Genomic DNA, 17,707 nt, shown 5'->3' with positions numbered 1-17,707 from the left:
ACGTCTCCAGCGAGTCGCTCACGAGGAGGGCTCACAGCCGGAGGGAAAGCGGGCGTGGACGCAGGCCTACGGGACCGTGGAGCGACGAAGCTGCCAATTGACTTGGTATCGCCGCAGCAAGTATCTCAGAGTGCGTGCGTCGCTTGATCTCCTGGGTGTTGCCGTGCGCTCTCGCGATGTCCGTCGCCGGTGTCGGGAATGAGGCGAGCGCGGACGAGCCCTACACCGATCCGGACGCGCGCGCGGCGTCGATGACGGCGGGGCTGTTGCGCCGCGCCAGGCAGGCGCAGGCGGCCGGGCGGCTGGTGGCGGCGGCGGCGACCTACCAGCGGGCGCTGGAGGCGGCGCAGGGGGCGTGGACGACCGACGCGGAGCGGGCGACGATCGCCGGGGAGCTCGGGCTGGTCGAGCTCTCGCTGGGGCGGCATCGGGACGCGGCGACCCACCTGGCGCAGTGCCTCGAGCACCGGGGCGTGATCAGCGGATGGCTCCGCGGCCAGGTCGATGATGGCCTGCAGCGCGCCGCGAAGCGCGTGGCGACGGTCTACGTGACGACCAATCCGCCGGGCGCCGAGGTCCTGATCGACGGGCAGGCGCTCTACCCGCCGGAGCCGGTCCAGGAGGTGTTCGTCGAGCCGGGGGAGCACACCGCGCGGGCGCGGCTCGAGGGGCACGAGGAGGCGGAGCGCTCGTTCACCGCCGAGGCTGGCCTGACGCACCCGATCGTCCTCAAGCTGCGGCGCCTTCCGGAGCGCGTCGCGCGCGCGCCGGAGGCGGCCCCCGCTGCGCCGCTCTCGGCGGCTCCGGCTGCGCCTCCGGCGGGGTCGACCTTCCCGCTGGCGGAGCTGCGCATCGGTGGGGTGGCGCTCACGACGGCAACGGTGGCGGTCGGCACGGTCTTCCTCCTGCGGTCCGGCGTCCTCCGCGACGACCTCGCCGCGCAGGAGGCCGCGCTCCGCCGCGGAGGGTGGGACCCGTCCGCGTGTGGGGCGGCGGGCGCGCCGACGGCCTGCGCCGAGCTCCGCGACACGGCCGAGGCGCGGGACCTGTTCCGCGAGCTCGGGGTGGGGACGCTGGTGGCGGGCGGCGTCTTCGCGGCCGTGACGGCGGCCGCGTTCCTCACGGATCGGTCGTCCCTGGCGAGCGAGCCGGCCCGCCAGGGCGTCCGCGTCGTGCCGGTGATGACGGCAGAGCGGGCGGGGGTCTTCCTTCAGGGCACGTGGTGACAAGGCACGTCCTGGTGTAGCGACGCTGGCCCGCTGCGCGCCGGGGGTCGTCGTGAGCCGGGCCGCGACCTTGACACGATCGTCGAGCGTCGATCTCGCACGGAAGCTCACCGCTCCCGCCGCGGCGGTCGACGCCGCCCGCGTCGCCACGCTATCCACCGTTCGCGCGCGCTGGCGCCGGCGAATCCATTTCGTTTGCGCGCGCCGGCGCCGGCGAATCCATTTCGTTTGCGCGCGCCGGCGCCGGCGAATCCATTTCGTTTGCGCGCGCCGGCGCCCGGCAAACCCACTTCGTTTGCGCGCGCCGGCCCCAGGCAAACGCCCGCCTGCTCCGGCGCAGATGGATTGCGGTTGAAGCAAGCACCGGAGCGCCGGCAGACAGTTTGGCCAGCTGGTCCGTCCGCAAGCACATGCGATGGGAGCTTGAAGCGGTCGGCAGATTCTTGCTGTAAGCACGAGTGAGTCTGGACGGTTTGCTTGTCGTAGTGCTTACATGCGCCCTGTGGTTCCGGGGCGGTGGGTAACGCCGCCCGGAGACTCCTGCGCGATGTGACGCGGCGGGGTGTCAGAGCCATTTGGCTCTAGACATTTGTCCCTTACCGGGACGATTCGGGAAGGAAGCGACATGCAGCAACATGGCAGCAACGCCCAGGGGCGCGGTGCGGCGGCGACGTGCGTGCGTCCGCCGGTTCGGCTGAAGATTGCGGGCTCAAGCTGGCTCCCGAGCGCGCCGCTGCGCGGCGCCTCGTGGCTGGGCGCCCTCTGTTTGTTGCTCCTCGCGTGCGAGGACGGCGCTGCGCCGGGGACCGGCAGAGCGTCGAATTCGTTGACCGCCAACGACGGCAGCACCGGCGTCACGGAGTGCGACAGCTATCTCGACCAGTTCGAGATGTGCATGCAGGCGACGTTGCCGTCGCACCAGTTCAACCAGCAGCAGACGGGCATCCGCCGCCAGCGGACCGCGTGGAAGACGCTGGCCGAAAGCCCCTTCAAGAAGCAGGCGCTGGCGCACGTGTGCCGGCAGGCCATCACCACCGCGCGGCAAGAGTTCCAGACCTGCACCTGGACCGGCGGGCTGTGAGGCCGTGGACCGACGATTGGAGCGCGCGTGAGGGGCGGCTACACGGCCTTCGGGAGCGCGGCGCAGGGAAGATTCGATTCGTTTGTGATGGGAGTGAGCAGCTGACCAGCGAGCTGCGAGGAAGCGCACCATGCTGAATGTCATCGGTCGATCCAAGAGGGCTCGGACCACGTCCTTCGTTTTGATCCAGGCGCTGGGGCTCGCGGGGCCGATCGCCGCGCTGGCCGCAACGTCCTCTCGAGCGCCGAGCGCGAAGGTGAGCGCGGCGGAGCCCAGCCTCCCGCTCGACGATGCGCTGCGCGAGATCGAGTCCGCGAAGGCTGGCTTATCTGGCGCTGCGGCGCCGGAGAGCGTGGCGCGGGATGCGGCGACCGCGCTCCCGGATTCGGGCGACGCGACGACCGTCGCGGCGGTGGCCTCGGCGCAGTGGCTCAACGCCCCTGCGAACGCGGATCCGAGCGCAGCCTGGTCGCTCTTCGACGGCGACGCGCGGACGACGCTGTCCTCCCCTTCGGGAGCCCCGATTCGCGTGGAGGTCCGCTTCGCCGAGCCCACCTGGATCCACCAGGTCAGCGGCTTCGGGCGGACCCGCGGCGCATTGACCATCACCGTCGACGGCGCCGCGGGCGAGCGCGTCCTCGAGGGCGCCGAGAAGCGCCCGCTGGAGCTCTCGGGCTCCCTCGGCCCGCTGCGCATGCCGCTGCCCGTCCTGGCCGAGCGGGCGATCGTCGAGTGGCTCCCCGGGGATGAGTCCGGCCTGGCAGAGCTCGCGTTCTGGGGCGCTCGCGATCCGGTGGGCGTGCTGCCGGAAGCGCAGTGGGCCGATCGGGTGACGAGCAACGGCTTCCCGGGAGCGCTCGTCTTCTCCTCGGAACGTGCCACGGCGCGCGCGGGGGAGGTCGGCAAAGGCGCGCAGACATTCGAGGTCGACGTCTTCGCCGAGCCGCGTTCGCTGTCGCGCGCGTTCCTTGTCTACGAGCTCGAGGGCGTGTCGCACTGGAGCGGCGTGCCGCGCAGCATCAACGGCGCGGCCGAGCGCGCGTCGGCGGCGCTCCCGCCGGCCAGCGCCAAGTCCGGTCTGCAGGTCGAGGAGATCAACCCCGCGTGGCTCAAGCAGGGCGTGAATCAGGTGGCGTTCGGGGCGCCGCGGAGCTCCGTTGAGCACGGCTCCGTGTCGAGCTACAGCGTGAGCCACGTGCGCGTGGTCGGCATCCCGCACGGCGGCAGCTACGCTGCGGTCTCCCCCGCCGCGCTGTCGAGCATCGCAGGTCGCCAGCCCTCGGCGCAGGCGACCCAGCTCGGGACGGCCGCGTTCGCCGAGCCCTCGGCCCCCCACACGCTCGGCTTCCGCCTGATCGAGCCGTCGGACGGCAAGCTGGTCGCCATCGCCGGAGGAGGGAAGGAGCGCCTCGAGATCCCGCTTCGAGGCCTCTCGTCGGGCTGGCACCAATGGGACGCAGCGGGCGTGTTCGGAACGCTCGATACGGTTCGCTTCTCGTTCCACGGCGGCAAGGAGAAATCCTCGCCGATCGGCGATCTGCGCGTGGCCGCGAGCGCCTTGCCGGCGCAAGCGCGTCCGGAGCTCCGCATCGCCTACCCGCTGCACGGCGAGTGCGAGCAGGGGCGAGCTTACGTCCGGGGCTTCGTGCACGGCGCGGGCGCCGCGGTGACGGGCGTCAGCGTCGATGGCCGCGCCCTCACCCCCGCCGAGCTGGGCGGCGACGGCGCCTTCGAGCTCAGCGTCCCCGAGGCGCGGGGAGGGGCCGCGTGGTCGGTTCAGCTGCGCGCTACCCTGGCCGATGGCTCCACCGTCGATCGCAAGGTCGAGCTCGGGCCGTGCCTGGACAAGGGCGCGCTCGCGGCCGCGCCAGACGGCCTCACGCCCGACGTGGGGGCGCCCTATGGTGAGTGGGTCACGCCCGATGAAGCGAAGACACTGCACCACGCCGGCGCGACGCTCGAGATCCCGGCGGGGGCGGTCTCGGAGCCGGTGCGCATCACGATTCGACCCCTGACGCGCGACCAGGCCTCGCCCGCCGGGCGCGGGCTCGTCAACGTGGTGCCGGGCAGCGGCAGCTTCCGCTTCGGCCCGGCGGGGCTCCGCTTCAAGCGGCCCGTGCGGCTCACGCTGCCGTTCGACCGAGAGGGCATGCCGCCTGCGGCGACGATGCGCAGCATCTCTACCCTCTACTTCGACGTGCCGTTCGGCCTGTGGCGCGCGATCCCCAAGGTGGCGGACGCCAGCGGCGGCGTGATGGTGAGCGAGACCGACCACTTCACCGAGTTCATGAACGCCACGCTCCCGGCGCCGGACGCGCCGGGGCCGAAGAACACGTTGCCCGATGAGATGAACGGCATCGAGCTCGGCAGCCCATCGGCCGGCGTGGACATGATCGAGCCGCCGAGCGCAAACCCGCAGCGCACGGCGAACCTGGGCTACCCGCTGCGCGTGCCGCCGGGCCGCAACGGCCTCGCCCCCGATCTGGCGCTCACGTACTCGAGCGCCCGTGGCAACGGCTGGCTCGGCATCGGCTGGGACCTCGAGATCTCGAGCATCCACCACGACACGCGCTTCGGCGTCCCCGACTACGATGGTACCAAGATCCAGAACGATCACCCGGGCTCCGTCGCGGGCTCGGTGCGCTACGCGCTCGACGGCGCCCAGCTGACCGCCGTCGGCCCCGCCGCCGGCGGCATGCGGTATGAGCGCCGCGTCGAGGGCGCGTTCCAGCGCATCCTGCGGCTGCCGACCGGCGAACCGGGAATCGTTTACTGGGAGGTGACCGACAAGAACGGGGTGAAGTCGGTCTACGGCAAGACCGCGAACGCGCGCCTCGCCGACCCCAACGACGCCAGCCGCGTCTTCAAGTGGAACCTGGAGTACGCCGAGGACCGGTTCGGAAATCGGATCGTGTTCAAGTACTTCCACGACGAGCAGACGATGTCCGGCGTCTCGATGCCGCAGGTCTATCCGAAGAAGATCTGCTACGGCGCCATCGCCTCGGAGGACGAGGTCGACTGCGACGGGACCTACAACGTGAGCTTCGTGCTCGACGCCGCCGAGACCCGGCCCGACCGCACCGTCGACGCGCGGGCCGGCTTCCCGATCAAGACGTCGCGCCGCCTGGAGAGCGTCGAGGTCGCCTTTGGCGACACGATCATCCGCAGCTACGACCTCCGCTACACGCTTGGCGCCTTCCAGAAGACGCTGCTCGAGGAGGTCGGCTTGCTCGGCACCGACGGCACCGAGCTGTACAAACACGATTTCGAGTACGAGGAGCCGCCCCCGGCCCCCTTCGCGGAGCCTGAGGTCTGGGGCACGCTGAAGTCGGGCTCGGGCCTGAGCACGGACTTCGGGCTCTCCCGGACGAAGGGATCGAGCTTCGGCGGCGGCGGCGGCATCGGCGTGAAGACCCCGGTCATCTCCGCGAGCGCGAGCCTCGGCGGCTCCAGCGGGCACAGCCGCGTGCGCCGCTCGCTCCTGGATGTCAGCGGCGACGGGATGCTCGACCTCCTCAGCGGTCCGAGCAGCAGCGTCAACACGGGGCCTCGCCTCCTGCCCCCCTTCGATCACCTGAGCTACAAGAGCATCCCTGGCGTCGGAGAGAACTCGCTCGGATACACCAGCACCGGCGGCTGGACTGCCGGAGCGGGGATCTCCGTGCTCGGCGGCGCTCTCGGCCTCGGCGGTAGCCTTGGCCACACGGAAGCCGAGGATCGCCACATCCTCTCCGACATCAACGGCGACGGCTTCGTCGATCAGGTGTGGGTGAGCGACGGCGCCATCAAGGTCCGCAAGGGCGCGAAGGACCGCTTCGGAGGCGAGGAGACGTTCGGCGCGTACGACGAGTCGATGATCGCGTTCGCGAACGCGGACCGCCTGGAGAACCAGAAGAGCAGCTTCTTCCTCGTCGACCCGCTGGCGCGCTGGAAGGCGCCGTTCGCCGGCACGGTGCAGATCGGCGGCGCCATCCAGAAGGGCGCGGCGGGCGGCGACGGGGTCACCGTCTCCATCCTCAAGAACGACGCGCTCCCGCCGATCTGGACCCGGACGTTCGCCGGGGGCGATCTGGCGCCGTGCGTGCCCACCGCGGGCAACACCTGCAACGGCGCCACGCCGCTCCAGGAGCCCCTCGGCGTCGGGGACGACCTCTACTTCCGCGTGAGCGCGGTCGACGACCCGCGCAAGGACCTCGTGCAGTGGTCTCCCGAGATCGCGTACCAGGGGATCCCCGCCAGCCGCGTCGACGACCGTGAGGTGTACGGCGCGTTCGTCTACCGCACGTCGCTGGCCGACGACTTCCGCCTCGTGGGCATGCCGAAGCGGCCCTGGATCCCGAACGCGCCGGGCGAGGTCAGCGTGCTCGGAGGCGGGACCAAGCTCTCGACCTCCGATGACGTCCAGCTCAACGTCTACAAGGTACCGTCCACCGCGACCACGTGGGCTGCGGCGCAGCTCGTGGCGAGCACCCCTCTGGCCGCCAGCTTCGAAGGGGCGTATCAGGTCACCGCGACCGGCGTCCGCGTCGATACGGGCGACTTGCTCTATTTCGAGCTGAAGTCGGACTCGCCGGTGGATCCCGAGCGGGTGGGTTGGGAGCCCGTCGTCGAGTACACGCGTTACAGCCGGCCGGACCCGGAGGCCGAGGCTTACGTGGAAGGGGCCGTGCTCGGGTGCGGTCCCTCCGAGGAAGATCCGGAGACCATCGTCTGCGAGATCGAGAACGATCCGACGCCGGAAGATCCGGTGCCCGTGAGCTTCATCGTGCACCAGCCGGAGGTGAACATCGCCGTCTTCATGTGGCAGGCCGGCGCGCCGACGACGCCGGTGACGGCGGAGAGCTCGACCAGCGCGGGCACCTTCATGAAGGGCTTCACGAGCCACCCGGTGTGCGCCCTCGTGCAGGGCGTCAACAAGCTCTTCTCGAAGGCGTGCCTCGGCCCCACGGCGACGGGCCCCGCCGCGCTCCCCGCGCCGGTCGGCATCACCCCGGGTGAGCCCATCTACTTCACCCTGATCTCCAGATCGCCCCTCACGCGCGTCGGCGCGACGCCCAGCGATGGCCAGGTGTACTGGGATCCCTCGACCGGAGGGGACCTCGCGCCCGTCAACGTCCGCTGGCTGGATCCCAACTTCGGGGACACCGAGGCGCCGGCGCCCACGCACGACATGATGGCGGGCGGATATCACCGGTGGTCGTTCGGCGACTATCGCGGCGACCAGACCTTCAGCGAAGCGGCGATCCAGCACGCGAACGTGAGCAGCGACACGGCGCCCTTCTTCTTCGCGACCATCTCCCGCGCGGGGATGGCTGGCGGCGCTGGTCCCGTGTACAGCACGCGGGGTCAGAACAGTTTCGTGGGACGCGGTCTGTTCTCGCCCGGCCGCACGAAGGCAGGCCGCGGCTTCTCGGGGAGCGGGGGCATCGAGGCGCTGCGGCTGTCCGACACGTGGAGCTACGGCCTGGACGCCAACGCGTTCAACGTCGGCATGGGGATCGGCGCGGCCGACACCACGGGTGAGGTCGACTTCCTCGACATGAACGGGGACAACTTGCCCGACCTGGTGACGCGCAACGGCGTCCTGTTCAACACCGGCGGCGGCTTCACCTCCAAGCGCGCGGTCGACTTCGACGAGTTCCGCGAGGTCGACCAGGAGAGCATGCGCTTCAAGGCGAGCATGTCGCTCGGCGGCAGCGACGAGAAGGACCAGGCGGTCCCGGACACGGACACGCGCGGCCGGACGCGCGCGGTCATGTCCACGAGCTTCTCCGTCGGGCTCGACTACGCGGTGAGCTCCGGGAAGACGGAGCTGCTCGACATCAACCATGACGGCCTGCCGGACCGCGTATCCTTCAGCCCCGAAGGCGGAAACCCCGTCGTGCGCCTCAACACCGGCTACGGCCTCACGGCGCCGATCGAGTGGCCGAATCCGGACTGGAGCGCCAGCGGCATCGGCCTCCGAGAGGACGTGCTGAACGCCATCAACGTGATGGACGTCGAGACCGGTCCAAACGCCGCGCGCTACGAGGACACCGGCTCGCTCAGCGCAGGCGTCTCGGTCGGCGCGTCGTTCAGCGTGGGCGTGTTCGGGGGCGGCGGGCACGTCGGCGCGGGGTACGTCTACAGCATCAACCGCCAGGCGGTGGACTTCATCGACGTCAACGGCGATGGCCTGCTCGATCACGTCAGCCGGCTGCCGTATGACCCGCAGCTCCGGGTCAAGCTGAACCTGGGCGATCGCTTCGACACGGAGCAGACGTGGGATCTCCCGCCATGGCCGAGCGACGTGGAGGATGCATTCGCCACCGTCGGTTCGGACATCCTGAAGGCGTTCGACACCACCAAGCGCAAGCAGGAGGCGCTGACCTTCTCCAGCTCGCGCGACTACAGCGCGACCTTCGACGCCGAGATCTGCTACTTCTTCGTCTGCGGCAGCGTCTACGGCTTCTACAACGACACGGCGGGCGGCAGCGACGTGGCCTGGCGTGACGTGAACGGCGACGGGCTGGTCGATCACGTCGCCAAGGTCGACGGCCAAGCCCAGGTCCACGTCAAGCTGAACCAGCTCGGGAGGGCCAACCTCCTCAAGGCCGTCAACCGCCCCTTCGACGGCAGGTTCGAGCTCGAGTACGAGCGTTACGGCAACGAGGTAGGCGACGAGGCGGAGCCGAGCGTCGACCTGCCGGGCAACAGCTACGCCCTCGTCTCGGTCGTCTCGATGGACGGCCGTGGCCAGGCCCTCGGTCAGACGCTGGATTACACGGCGCCGGCGGGCGGAGCCGCCCGCGCGCAGACGGGCAAGTACGATCGCCTCGAGCGCGAGGACTACGGCTCGTCGATCGTCACCCTGACGCGCGGCGTGAAGGACAGCGAGGGCGCCTGGGTGGACGGCTCGGGCGACGGCTCGCAGATCGAGACGCAGTACTTCAATCAGGACTACTACCGTCGTGGGCTGGTCGAGCAGACGATCGAGCGCGGCTTCACGCCGAGCGGCGATCTCGTCCCCTACACGCGCCAGACGTTCACGTACGAAGACCCGACGCCCGGCGGTGCGAGCGTGCAGGCAAAGCCGGATCCCATCGTCGGCTCGTTCTTCCCCGCGGAGACGCACCGCACGACGGAGTGGTTCGAGGGAGAGGCGACGGCGCAGAAGTCCACGGCGGAGCAGCGGACCTGGAGCTTCGACCACGGGGGCCTCGATACGCTCTTCCTGAGCGCCGACGAGGGCACCGCGGACGACCTGTTCTACAAGGTCGAGTACGAAACGCGCGGCTTCAGCTACTCGAGCCCGAGCGAGCTGTACCTCGCGCAGCCGGACCGGGTGGTGGCGCGCAGCGGAAGCGCCTCAGGCGCCGTGCTGCGGGATCGGCGGGCCACCTACCATCCCACGACCGGCGCGCTCGAGACGTTCAGCCATCACATCACGGGGGGCGGCATTCCGGGTTCCAACGCGACGTACAACGACGCCGCGAGCACGGTCACGATCGAGCGGGATGAGTTCGGCAACATCCACAAATTGATCGATCCGAACGCCTACGAGCTCACCTACCTCTATGACGCCACGGGGATCTATCGGACGAGCATCACGGATTCTTTCGGCTACACGTCCGAGAGCAGCCCAAACTACCTGTTCGGTGCTGTCGAGACGACGACCGATCTGAACGGCCATGGCACGAGGTACAAGTACGATGCCTTCGGCCGCCTGATCGCGGTGTGGGGTCCAAACGACTTCGTGGAGGATGCCGTCGCGCAGGAGGGCGTGGTCCCCACGCTGCGCGCCGAGTACGGGCTGCAGCCGGGGGTTTCTGCCGCGCCGTTCTGGGCGATCATGGGCCACAAGGACGTCTCCCGGAACGCGCCCACGACCCCGCCCCATCTCCATGACTACGTCGAGACGGTCACCTTCATCGACGGCTTCGATCGCGTCATTCAGACGAAGAAAGATCTGGAGAAGGACTTCGGCGACCACACCGAGGTCGGGATGATGGTCAGCGGCTATATCCAGTTCGACGAGCGCGGGCGCCGGGAGGCGCAGGGCCAGCCCGTCTTCAGCACGGAGGCCGCCACTGCCCTGGTAGACGTATCGGACTCGGACGATGTCCTCACGACGTGGGAGTACGACGCCCTCGGGCGCGTGACCAAGCTGACGACGCCCGCCGATCATGAGGACATCGGGCAGAACTTCGTCGAGACCCATACGACCTACGGCTTCGGGCTGGACCAGGAGGGAGTCCTGCGCTTCCGCACCACGGTCACGGAGCCCGACGACGCGGTGACCATCCAGCACCGTGACGTCATGGATCGCGTGGTCGAGATGATCGAGCGCGCGAATCCAGCGGATGGCACGCCGATCGTCACCCAGTACCGCTACAACCCCGTGAGCGACCTCGTCCAGGTCGAGGACGCTCATGGCAACGTCACGACCGCGACGTTCGACACGCTCGGGCGCATGGTGAGCCTGAGCAGCCCTGACGCCGGGCTCATCGAGTGGGAGTACGATCTGGTCGGCAACCTGCGGGAGAAGCAGACCGCGAAGCTGCGGGCGTCGTCGCAGCGCATCACCTACCAGTACGACTACAATCGCCTGCGGCAGGTCACCTATCCGACGAGCACGCCGCGGGTCTACACCTACGGTGGTCCGTCGCTCGCGGGGGACGCCAACGGAAACGTCGCCGGTCGCGTCATGACGGAGACCAGCGAGGCCGGCGAGCGCACCTTCCGCTACGATCGGCACGGCAACAGGGTCCAGCTCCAGGCGACGTTCCCGCGGCTGCGGGAGCCGCACCGCGGTCCCTACCGCTACCAGGTCGAGCATCGGTTCGACTCGTTCGGCCGGGTGCTCCGCATTCTCTTCCCGGACCTGCGGGTCGGGACCAACCCCGACCAGATGCCGCTCGGCGATCCGAGCCGCGAGGTGATCAGCTACAGCTACGACGCCGGCGGCAACCTGAAGAGCATCCTCGGGTTGAACACGGAGATCAACGAGCAGCACCCCGACGAGTCGCCGAACACCATCTACCTCGCGCACATCGGCTACGACGAGTTCGGGCAGAAGGTCCGGCTCATCGCGGGCAACTTCATCGAGACGACGCACCAGTACAAGCCGCGCACGCGCAGGCTCGCCAACGTCAACGCGGACCATCGCGACCCGTTCCTGCGTCAGCAGAACAAGCCGGCGAGGCCGTTCCAGCGGCTCGACTTCACGTACGACCATGCCGGGAACGTGACCGAGCTGCGGAACGACGCGCCGTTCGACAACCAGATGAACGGCAGCGTGCTCGTGGGCAATCTGAAGCACACGTACCAGTACGACGCTCTGGACCGCCTGACGCAGGCGGCCGGCGTGGTGCAGGCCAGGTCCCATGAGAGGTATCGCTACACGCAGGCGTTCGAGTACAGCGACATCCACAACATCACCAGGAAGACGAACAAGAGCTTGCGGCAGGTGCCGGACTCCTCTCCGCGTGACGAAGAGGACGGCGAGGATGACGGGTGGGCGAACGATCACCTCATCCCCGAGCAGACGTACGACGCGATCTACACGTACGCGGGGCCCCGGCCTCACGCGGTCACGAAGACCTCCGAGAAGCTCCATGTGGAGACGCAGCGCGACGATCGCGTGTACCAGTACGACGCGAGCGGCAATCAGCGGACATGGACCTTCCGCGGCGCCACCCGCGAGATCATCTGGAACGAAGAGAACCTCGCGAGCGAGATCAAGCTCTTCAACCAGACCCGCTCGAGGAACCTCTACGATGGTGAGGGGCAGCGCGCGATCTCGAAGCACGACGTCGTAGGTCTCGAAGAGACGGCGTACATCAGCCAGGACCTCACGATCCGCGACGGTCGCTATCTCACCAAGCACGTGTACGCGGGGGACACGCAGCTCGCGTCCAAGATGGACAGCGCCTGGCTGAACTACCCGCCGACCCTGTACTTCCACACCGACCATCTCAGGAGCACGCAGTACTCCAGCAACGAAGAGCAGACGCTCATCCAGCACAACGAGTACTTCCCGAGCGGCGAGCTCTGGCGGGATGAGACCGATTCCCGCTACGAGCTGGCCCGCCGCTACACGTTCAGCGGCAAGGAGCTCGATATCGGCACGGGCCTCCACTACTTCGGCGCGCGCTACTACGACGGGCGCCAGAGCCAGTGGCTGAGCCCGGATCCGATGGTCGCGCAGTACTTCAGCGGGCAGCCCGCGCTCGGGGTCTATGCGCCGTTCAACCTCAGCTTGTACGCGTACGCGGGCAACAACCCCACGAACAATGTCGACCGCAAGGGGCAGTACGTCGAGTCGGTATGGGACGGCATCAGCTTGGGGATGGGCATCGCATCCCTGGTCGACAACATAGCGGAGCGCAGATGGGGAAGCGCAGCGATTGACGCCGGCGGCATCGTCCTCGACGGGCTCGCGTTAGCCTTGCCCCTGGTGCCCGCCGGGGTTGGCGCCGCGATCATGGCAGGCCGCGGCGCCGACAAGCTGAACGACGTGCGCAAGGCGGTTGACCATGGCACCGACGCGGCCAAGGCCGTCGCCCAGCACGGCGACGAAGCAGCGGACGTCGGTAGGCGAGCTGCAGAGGCGGGACCAACAGTTGAAGTGCGTCCACCGACGGTGAGCGAAGGCGTGGAAGTAGCTGACGCACTCGCTTGGGAAAAGCGTGCGGCTGAAGCCGCAAAGACCGGCGGGGGACGCAAACGAGCAGCGGTCGTAGTTGGGCGATACGATCCAGCAACCCAGGAAGCGGCCGCATTTGCGAGTCGACCGGGAAGGCATGCCGAGGGCGTTGCCAAGGACGCCATGCCGAACGGAGTATTCTCCAAGCCCATCGATGTTAAGAAGGGAACCTACAAGAATGTCTGCCCTCCCTGTGAGGCCGAACATGGCAGAGGCGCGTTTCCCAGCGGAACCCGGTTCGATACCGATTGATATCTAGGCGCGCCCCTCAAAACGTGCATGATCTTGCCTGGTTCCGACCTGTCCCCTCCTACCCGTCGAACTCTGGCACGAGATCGAACCGCTCCCACCACCCGAGCAACCGTATTTCCTACGGTTGCCGACCAGATCCACATCATCAGGCGCTAACAGGCATCCCGTTCGTTCTTACGACGCGTATTCCCTGGGACAAGGCGTATGACTACCGGCGGTGTCGTCGAGCGTGCCGACGGCGTGGGAGCCAGTTGCCTATTGTCCGGCGAGGGAACAAATCCTAGACGAGATCGGGTCGGTTCCGCTTGGTGGTTGAACGCACGCTCGCCTGGCGGTATACTGCCGACAATTGGCGGTCCGCTATGAGCGTCGTGATGACGCCTGCCAAGCGCTGCTCATGCCGGGATCTGTTGTGATATACTGCAATCTCATTCACCCGTAAGGTTGTCGGGTGCTCTAATCGAGAGGTGTCGAAATGTGGGAATTTTACTGCTACGATTGGGGCAAGTTCGAGGCCTACCGGGACACGAGCCGGGTATCAGTGATGTTGCAGGCGGTGCTGCAATCCGAGGACGAAGGCGAATGGTCCTCGGCGCTATCTTATCTGGAATCGTGTGCCTCTGACTTGGGGGTTCCGTGCTCCATTACTCCCGCGATGGTAGGTGCTTTGGCTTCTATCATGATTCGTGTGGATGGAAAAAAACGCTCAGGGATCTTATTGCTGCTGGAGGAGCTTACTTGCGGCCGGGGCGCCTCGGAATATTCCGAGGCTCAGAGGGTATGGCTTCGCGAGTCTGTCCAGGAGTTGGTGCTGGTGTTCAAGAACTTGGTGGACGTAATGGAGCGCTCCTCTGTGGAGGATGCTGAGCTTTGCGTTGATATGCTTGCATATTGTGCTGAGCACGTGCCCGAGATGGCCTGCAGGGTCCGCAAGTACCTAACATTGTGTCAGGAGCGATTTCCTCAGCTGTCTGATGAAATTCAAGCTGTTAGTGGGTATTTTGATCGGGATAGCTCGTCGTGTTGAAGCTCGCCCCGGAGAATGCCACCAGGTTTGAGAAAGACCGGACGAGGAGCCACTTGGGCGGGGAGCAGCGCCCTGCGTCACTGGGGCGGGGGTAGGATCGACGGATCGGAGATGCGAAGGCTTCGGCACGGGCCAGGTCCATTCTCCGTCCTCTCACCACAGATTTCCAGGGGTAGCTTGTCTCATCCGACGTTGGCACAGAGGGGGCGCGCGAATGAAGCGTTGACTCGAATCCCTGCTGGAGCGCTCGACATCCCGGAAGGACTTACGAGCACTACAGCCGTCGTTATGGAGCCCGGGGCACGGGCGCGCGGTCGGCTGCGGCGGCGCCGGTAGCACAGGCGTGAGACTGGGCGCGCTTTCGGCGTCGCCACTTCGACCACGCTCACCGGAACTCGGGCGAATGGGCGGGCAGCGGAAGCACCAGATCCGTCAGGCGCAGGCGGCCGTGAGTCAGCCAATCTGCTCAAAACGTGCCTCGACTCTAGGATCGCGCGAGGGTCGCTTTCCAGTCCGCTCAAGAGGTGACTGATGATGCCAACGTTTGACGAGCAAGCTCTGGTCCGGAGGCTGCGACCTCTCCCCTGGTTCTGTTCGCTGGCCTTTGGAGCGGCTTGCGCAAGCCGGTTGGTGCCCAACTACCGTAGGTTCGTGGAAGCGACTGGGTGGGGGGATATCAGACCCATCATTCGTGCACTGGACCTCGTCTGGGGGGTAGCCCGTGCACAGACCTCCCTCGCGGAAGCGGAGTGTCGAGCGCTTGCTGGTGAGTGTGAATCTCATGCTCCAGATTCGGAGGACTTCAACTCTCTGTTTACTTCAAGCGCCCAGGACGCGGTGTTTGCGGTATGCAGCCTTCTTGACTACTGCGCCGAAGGGAAGCCTGAGCAGGTGGCTCTCGCGGCCCGCTACGCCACGGATTCGGTTGATCTGTACGTTCAAGAAATTGAGCAGATGGCACCTCAAGACCCGACGTTGGAGGCGAAGATCCTTGCCCACCCTCTCATGCAGCAGGAGCTGGAGCGTCAGTCCCGGGATCTCGTTGCCCTTGAGTCAGTTGGAGCATCAGCCGTAGTGCAACTCTTGTCGAGACGAACAATCGAAGAGGCGTTCGGGTAATCGTTGATGCCATCTTGGGAGCTTCGTCTCCGAGCTCCGGGTCGCTTCAACGGCAGCAAGACGACCTACTGGGCCTAAGGTATTTCTCCGGCCTGCCGACAGAGGTCGCCAGGTTGCGGGAGAACTGGCGTAATCCCCAGAAGAGCAACATTGATCAGTGCGGCTGCTCGTTCGTTCTCTGCCCGGTCCTCCCTTGGAAGATCAACGGATGGCCTACCAGCTTGAGAGCTCCGTCCCCGAGACGTTGTGACCTTCGTGAAGGTCGCTCTCTATCACCGAGTCTCCACCATGGAATGCGGTGTAGATCCGATTCTGATCAGCAGTCGCGCATCAGGTACCCCGAAAAGTGGGTTCAGACTTTCGGGGAGAACATCGAGAATCTCAAAGGGGTAATTGATATGGCAGCGCGCAGCACCACGCTCGCAGGTAACCGGAAGCTCGTGATCAGCTCGCTGGGAGCATCTGCCGACTACTCGATTCTGCGACCTTTTGTGACGCTCCTGCCCGCCTTTAACCCACCGGAGCGGCAGCAAGCGGCGGCGATAACGGAGGACCTGATCGATCTCGGGTGCGTAGAGTTCTGCTGCGTGGGGCACGAAGCCGAACAGCTTCATGATGCGCTCGACACCATCATCGAGGCTAGAAGCGCGCTGGAAGTCGTGACCACATGGCATGAGGAACCCTCGGACGCATGCGAGTACTTCCTGTACGCTGCTGCCGGGGGACGAGCCAACTTGCTGGCCCTGCTCCTCTCCCATCCGGAACTTCAGGCCGTGCTGGAAGAGGATGCACGAGCGTGATATCGATCCGATGTGTCGGGGGCAGAGATGTTGTCATATAATAGTCGCGTTTTTTCTGGGGTTGCTGTGAGTGGCCTCCCTTTTCCAACTTCCACGTGGGGGGTTGTGTCGATTGATAATCGCGGATCCGATCAGATCGAGATGGTGCGCATTGATCGAGGGATTCCAAGTGGATTCATCATGGTCACAAGGGAGCCTGCGGGAACGTTCGACGTCTGGGTTGAGAGCGAGGCGGAGGTGGTGGAGTTTCTTGAGTCAATGGTGATCCGCTGGGAGCGGTGAGCTATCACCTTTCTGTGCCAACGTTGAGTACCGGTGCTGGGCCCGCGTGGAATACGGCGCACAAAGCCTCTCGGCCGTGTCGACATCGGTCTCCGAGGTAAGAGCCACTTCGACAAGGCGAGCGGTGAGCAGAGCGACACTCCACACGTGCACGATTTGACGGCGCATGTCGATCCCGAACGGTCAATCAAGCTTGGGCGCCAAGATCACTCGACCGGCCACCAAGAGCGACATCAGGACGGCGCGCGAGCTGGCTCGACGGGGAGGATTGCTGCGCCAGGAGACGGCGATGGAGAGGGACACGTTAACCTGGCTTCAACAATGGTATCGCTCGCGATGCGATGGACAGTGGGAGCACCAGAGCGGAATTCGGGTTGAGACGTTGGACAACCCGGGATGGTCCGTCGTGGCTGACGTGGGTCATGTTGAGGTGCCCGCGCCCGTCTCGGAAGAGAGAAGTGATGATGACTGGGTACGATGTGATGTGAAGGATGGGCGCTTCCATGGCTATGGTGGGCCCGGTAATCTCCAGGAGATCCTGGAGATCCTTCGGGCTTGGATCCGCACATCGAACGGGTGACCTGCCCCGAGGGGCGGAGACCGTTCCCGGACAGAAGAGCCAAAAGGGCGTATCCCCTCCAAGGAATGAAACGCAGAACGACCACACCCAACACTGATCGAAGGGCGTTGGTGGTGCGCCACATAATGTTCAAGTGCTCTGCAGATCGCGTAGCCGAGAAGAGTGGGGATCGTGTCTGACATCGATGTCTCAACGTTGGACCCTGGCCACGTGCGGCCCAGCATGGTCAGCCCGGTCGTCAGGGGGATCTGGTTTCCCCTTGGCTATTGAGGCGCCTTCCAGCTGCGGATAAACCTGGATACGTGGAGGTGACGAATGACCGCGGACGAGACATGGCGATCGCTACACGACGCGACGCTCGAGACGATCGAGCTCCGCTGGGAGTCTGGCGAAGTGCGCCTGCGGGTTCGCACCGGTGACGCAGAGCAGCCTCAGCGCGTCGTGGTGGCATCGTCGGTGCGTCGGGTGGAGTGCGAGAGGCAGCTGCCCTGGGGATTCAGCGCCTCGATCAACGAGGTCCGGGGACCTTCCGCCACAGAGGGCGAGCTCGCGCGCGTGGAGATCGAGATGCAGTCAGGCGACGTCATCCGGATCGATGCCGTCGACTTCTGCGTTCGAGGAGCAGATTGAGCCCACCCCACGGCTCCCCCCTC

8 protein-coding genes are annotated in these 17,707 nt (G+C 66.6%); all 8 read left to right on the top strand.

Annotated features, from left to right (window positions below; all coding sequences use genetic code 11):
* Positions 1-176 precede the first annotated feature (176 nt).
* The 8 genes from WME96_RS35765 (at position 177) to WME96_RS35730 (ending at position 17,684) form a co-directional block, all read left to right on the top strand.
* Positions 177-1,226, top strand: coding sequence for a PEGA domain-containing protein (locus WME96_RS35765; RefSeq protein WP_437286065.1), 1,050 nt, complete (start codon positions 177-179; stop codon positions 1,224-1,226).
* Positions 1,227-1,851: 625 nt separating this feature from the next.
* A complete protein-coding gene (locus tag WME96_RS35760; RefSeq protein ID WP_437286064.1) occupies positions 1,852-2,307 on the top strand; it encodes a hypothetical protein in 456 nt (151 codons plus the stop codon).
* Positions 2,308-2,659: 352 nt separating this feature from the next.
* Positions 2,660-13,246 carry a SpvB/TcaC N-terminal domain-containing protein gene (locus WME96_RS35755; protein WP_437286063.1) on the top strand — a complete coding sequence of 3,529 codons (10,587 nt, stop codon included), beginning with the start codon at positions 2,660-2,662 and terminating at the stop codon, positions 13,244-13,246.
* 475 nt (positions 13,247-13,721) lie between these two features.
* A complete protein-coding gene (locus WME96_RS35750; protein ID WP_437286062.1) occupies positions 13,722-14,273 on the top strand; it encodes a hypothetical protein in 552 nt (183 codons plus the stop codon).
* Positions 14,274-14,804: 531 nt separating this feature from the next.
* Positions 14,805-15,392, top strand: a complete 588-nt coding sequence (locus WME96_RS35745) for a DUF416 family protein (protein ID WP_437286061.1) — start codon at positions 14,805-14,807, stop codon at positions 15,390-15,392.
* A gap of 398 nt (positions 15,393-15,790) precedes the next feature.
* A complete protein-coding gene (locus WME96_RS35740) occupies positions 15,791-16,192 on the top strand; it encodes a hypothetical protein (RefSeq protein ID WP_437286060.1) in 402 nt (133 codons plus the stop codon).
* A gap of 448 nt (positions 16,193-16,640) precedes the next feature.
* Positions 16,641-17,054 carry an immunity 53 family protein gene (locus WME96_RS35735; RefSeq protein WP_437286059.1) on the top strand — a complete coding sequence of 138 codons (414 nt, stop codon included), beginning with the start codon at positions 16,641-16,643 and terminating at the stop codon, positions 17,052-17,054.
* Between the two features lie 315 nt (positions 17,055-17,369).
* A complete protein-coding gene (locus tag WME96_RS35730; protein WP_437286058.1) occupies positions 17,370-17,684 on the top strand; it encodes a hypothetical protein in 315 nt (104 codons plus the stop codon).
* The last annotated feature ends 23 nt before the right edge of the window (positions 17,685-17,707 follow it).

Source organism: Sorangium sp. So ce406, assembly GCF_051474675.1.
Lineage (GTDB): Bacteria > Myxococcota_A > Polyangia > Polyangiales > Polyangiaceae > Sorangium > Sorangium cellulosum_G.
Note: the sequence above shows the minus strand (reverse complement) of the source record. Positions and strands in the feature narration are given on the sequence as shown.

Bases quoted from the DNA above. Each gene is read 5' to 3' on its own strand.
- WME96_RS35765 (WP_437286065.1), top strand. From the start codon at position 177: ATGTCCGTCGCCGGTGTCGGGAATGAGGCGAGCGCGGACGAGCCCTAC.
- WME96_RS35760 (WP_437286064.1), top strand. From the start codon at position 1,852: ATGCAGCAACATGGCAGCAACGCCCAGGGGCGCGGTGCGGCGGCGACG.
- WME96_RS35750 (WP_437286062.1), top strand. From the start codon at position 13,722: ATGTGGGAATTTTACTGCTACGATTGGGGCAAGTTCGAGGCCTACCGG.
- WME96_RS35745 (WP_437286061.1), top strand. From the start codon at position 14,805: ATGATGCCAACGTTTGACGAGCAAGCTCTGGTCCGGAGGCTGCGACCT.
- WME96_RS35740 (WP_437286060.1), top strand. From the start codon at position 15,791: ATGGCAGCGCGCAGCACCACGCTCGCAGGTAACCGGAAGCTCGTGATC.
- WME96_RS35735 (WP_437286059.1), top strand. From the start codon at position 16,641: ATGTCGATCCCGAACGGTCAATCAAGCTTGGGCGCCAAGATCACTCGA.
- WME96_RS35730 (WP_437286058.1), top strand. From the start codon at position 17,370: ATGACCGCGGACGAGACATGGCGATCGCTACACGACGCGACGCTCGAG.